This is a genomic window from Streptomyces sp. NPDC014991, assembly GCF_043080665.1.
In the GTDB taxonomy this organism is placed as follows: Bacteria; Actinomycetota; Actinomycetes; order Streptomycetales; family Streptomycetaceae; genus Streptomyces.
In genome coordinates, this window is record NZ_JBIBVY010000057.1 from 1 (window position 1) to 3,268 (window position 3,268).

General features: G+C 69.1%; 4 protein-coding genes and 1 pseudogene. 2 read left to right on the forward strand and 3 right to left on the reverse strand.

Annotation, left to right across the window (positions count from 1 at the left end; genetic code table 11):
• Nucleotides 1–114 (forward strand): annotated as a pseudogene (locus ACF1BE_RS34995) (IS481 family transposase); the annotation flags it as partial.
• On the opposite strand, the gene ACF1BE_RS35000 reads toward ACF1BE_RS34995, so the two are convergent.
• The 3 genes from ACF1BE_RS35000 to ACF1BE_RS35010 all read right to left on the reverse strand — a co-directional run bounded on the left by ACF1BE_RS35000 (nucleotide 111) and on the right by ACF1BE_RS35010 (nucleotide 2,151).
• The gene (locus tag ACF1BE_RS35000) at nucleotides 111–617 is read right to left on the reverse strand and encodes an HNH endonuclease (protein WP_392203024.1); all 507 of its coding nucleotides are present in this window, start codon (nucleotides 615–617) and stop codon (nucleotides 111–113) included. The pseudogene ACF1BE_RS34995 and the gene ACF1BE_RS35000 sit on opposite strands and share 4 nt — an antisense overlap.
• Nucleotides 618–784: 167 nt before the next feature.
• Complete coding sequence (locus tag ACF1BE_RS35005; RefSeq protein WP_392203025.1) at nucleotides 785–1,324, reverse strand: YbhB/YbcL family Raf kinase inhibitor-like protein; 540 nt, start codon at nucleotides 1,322–1,324, stop codon at nucleotides 785–787.
• 44 nt (nucleotides 1,325–1,368) lie between these two features.
• On the reverse strand, nucleotides 1,369–2,151 hold the full coding sequence (locus tag ACF1BE_RS35010; protein WP_392203026.1) for a sporulation protein: 783 nt from the start codon (nucleotides 2,149–2,151) through the stop codon (nucleotides 1,369–1,371).
• A gap of 100 nt (nucleotides 2,152–2,251) precedes the next feature.
• Here ACF1BE_RS35010 and ACF1BE_RS35015 point away from each other — a divergent pair, with 100 nt between their 5' ends.
• Entirely contained in the window at nucleotides 2,252–2,899 is a 648-nt protein-coding gene (locus tag ACF1BE_RS35015) for a DNA-3-methyladenine glycosylase (protein ID WP_392203027.1), read from the forward strand.
• The last annotated feature ends 369 nt before the right edge of the window (nucleotides 2,900–3,268 follow it).

The window sequence follows — 3,268 nt, forward strand, 5'->3', positions numbered from 1 at the left end:
CAAGCCGCGTTTCCCGACTGGCTGGACTGGTACAACTACCACCGACCCCACACCGGCATCAGCGGCCAACCACCAGCCAGCCGCGTCACCAACCTCTCCGGACAGCACACCTAGGCCGCTTCCCGGGCCAGCCACTCGGGAAGCGCGCCGAAGTCCTCCCGGCCCAGAGCCAGGAGCATCGCGTCCGCCGGCGTCGGCTCGAAAGGCTCGTGCAGCAACGCCATCCCGGCCTCCTCCGGAGTCCGGTTCGCCTTGCGGTGGTTGTCCTGCGCGCACGCGGCCACCGTGTTCAGCCAGGTGTCCTGCCCACCCCGCGACCGCGGCAGCACATGGTCCACGGTCGTCGCCCGGTGCCCGCAGTACGCGCACCGGTGCCGGTCCCGGACCAGCACACCCCGTCGCGACCACGGAGCTTGTCTTCGGAACGGAACCCGTACGTACCGGCACAGCCGGATCACCCGGGGCGCGGGTATGTCCACATCCGCACCTCGCATACGCAGCTCGGAGTGGGCCTGCTCGACGACGGCCTTGTCCTGGAGCACCAGGACAACGGCCCGGTTCAGAGTCACCGTCGACAGCGGCTCGAAGCTCGCGTTCAGCACCAGCGTGTCACGCATCCAGCCCACCTCCCATGTGCGCCGGCCCACCCCCCGGCGGGCTCGGACCAACTCTGGACGGGCGCGCCGAGATGGACAACGCAATAAAAACTGCCCGCCTCCGATCACTTCCAAGACCGGAGACGGGCAAAACTTCCATGAACGCAGGGGTGCGCCGAGAGGTGCGGTCAGCCTTCGGCGGGGTTCTCGTACACACCGATGAGCTGGGCACGCGCGATCGCGTGGAACCGCAGGTTGAACCCGACGACGGCCGGCGAGGCGTCCGCGTCCGGACCCAGCTTCTCCTGGTCCACCGCGTACACCGTGAAGACGTACCGGTGCGGGCCGTCCCCGGGCGGCGGGGCGGCACCGCCGAAGTCCTTCGTCCCGTAGTCGTTCCGCGCGTGGACGGCGCCCTCGGGCAGCCCCTCGAACTTCCCGCCGCCCGCACCCGCCGGCAGCTCCGTCACCGAGGCCGGGATGTCGAACAGGACCCAGTGCCAGAACCCGCTGCCCGTCGGGGCGTCGGGGTCGTAACAGGTCACGGCGAAGCTCTTGGTCTCCGGCGGGAAGCCCTCCCAGCGCAGCTGCGGAGAGGTGTTCCCCTCCGCCTGGACCTGGGCGCTCTTCAGCGTCGCGCCCTCCTCGACGTCCTCACTCGTCACCGTGAACGACGGCACGGGCGGATGGAAGTCGTGGGGGAGCGGCCGCCGCTTCAGCTCGGTCACCTGGGTACCCTCCTGGTCGATGACTGGAATCAGCAGTCCCGAGCCTAGAACCAGTTGCGCTTGCTGCCGACCTCGGACAGCCACTGGTTGAGGTAAGCCGCCCAGTCGGTCCCCTGCCAGTCGTTCAGACCCACCTGGAAGGACCGGAAGGTGTCCGAACCCTCGCTGAACAGACCCGGCTTCTTGTCCATCTCCAGCACGACGTCCATCGCGTGCTCGTCCGCCACGAAGCTCAGCTCCACCTGGTTCAGGCCCCGGTACTGCGACGGCGGGAAGAACTCGATCTCCTGGTAGAACGGCAGCTTCTGCCGCGTCCCCCGGATGTGGCCGCGCTCCATGTCCGCGTTCTTGAAGCGGAAGCCCAGCTGGATGAAGGCGTCCAGGATCGCCTTCTGCGCCGGCAGCGGGTGCACGTTGATCGGGTCCAGGTCACCGGAGTCCACGGCCCGCGCGATCGCCAGCTCCGTGCTCACCCCGATGTGCATCCCGCGCAGCGACTGCCCGTCGATCATCGTGACCGGCGTCTCCCAGGGGATCTCCAGCCCGAACGGCACCGCGTGCACGGCCCCCGCCTCCAGCTCGAAGGCACCCCCGAGCCGCACCTTGGTGAACTCGATGTCCTGCTTGTACTCCTGGTCGCCGCTCTCCACCTCGACCTTGGCCTGCAGACCGACGGACAGCCCCTCGACGGCCTGGTTCACGGACCCGCCCTGGATCCGCACCTCACCCTGGACGACACCACCCGGTACGACGTTGACCTCGCTCAGCACCGTCTCGACCGAGGCACCGCCGGCCCCGAGGCTCGCGAGCAGCTTCTTGAACGCCATGACTCTCCCTTTACGAATGGACCCTCGACCCCTACCAACGCGATCCGCCCCCGGCCGGTTCCGCCGGTGCGGTGCTCCGTCTGGGCTACCCTCGGAGAGCATGATCGCGCCCCCGGACCGTACGCCACTGCCCCGCACCTTCTTCGACCGCCCGGTGCTGGAGGTCGCACCGGACCTCCTCGGCCGCATCCTGGTCCGGACGACACCCGACGGCCCGATCGCCCTCCGCCTCACCGAGGTGGAGGCGTACGACGGCCCGAACGACCCCGGCTCCCACGCCTACCGCGGGCGCACCCCCCGCAACGCGGTGATGTTCGGTCCTCCCGGACACGTGTACGTCTACTTCACCTACGGCATGTGGCACTGCATGAACCTCGTCTGCGGACGCGAGGGCCGGGCGAGCGCGGTCCTGCTCCGCGCGGGCGAGGTGGTGGAGGGAGCCGAGCTGGCCCGCAAGCGGCGCGTCTCGGCCCGCAGCGACAAGGAACTGGCCAAGGGGCCGGCCCGGCTGGCCACCGCCCTCGAGGTGGACCGCGCCCTGGACGGCACGGATGTGTGCACCTCCGGCGAGACACCCCTGAGGATGCTGACCGGCACGCCCGTCCCCGCCGGCCAGGTACGCAGCGGCCCCCGGACCGGCGTCGCCGGCGAGGGCGGGAACGGCGAGCAGCATCCCTGGCGCTACTGGGTGGCGGACGACCCGACGGTGAGCCCCTACCGGGCGCACGCACCACGGCGACGGAGTTGACGCGGCCCGCCAAGGTGCGTAATGTGGCCCGAGCCGCTGAACCGGGTACGGCGATCGCCTGCAGCCGGAGCGGCCAAACCTCCACTCAACTACAGCCCCTCAGCGGGGTCGATTCCGACGCGCCCGCGCGCCCGAATTCGAACTCGTGAGACTCGATTATGAGTCGCCGAGGGAGTCGGTTAAAGTGGTGGATGTCGAAAGGCCGGAGGCGAAAGCCGAAAGCCGGCAGACAAATCCCGCCGGCCGGGAATCGGACTCCGAAAGGGTCTGATAGAGTCGGAACCGCCGGAAAGGGAAACGCGGAAGCGGGAACCTGGAAAGCGCCGAGGAAATCGGGTCGAGAAAAGATCTGATAGAGTCGGAAACGCA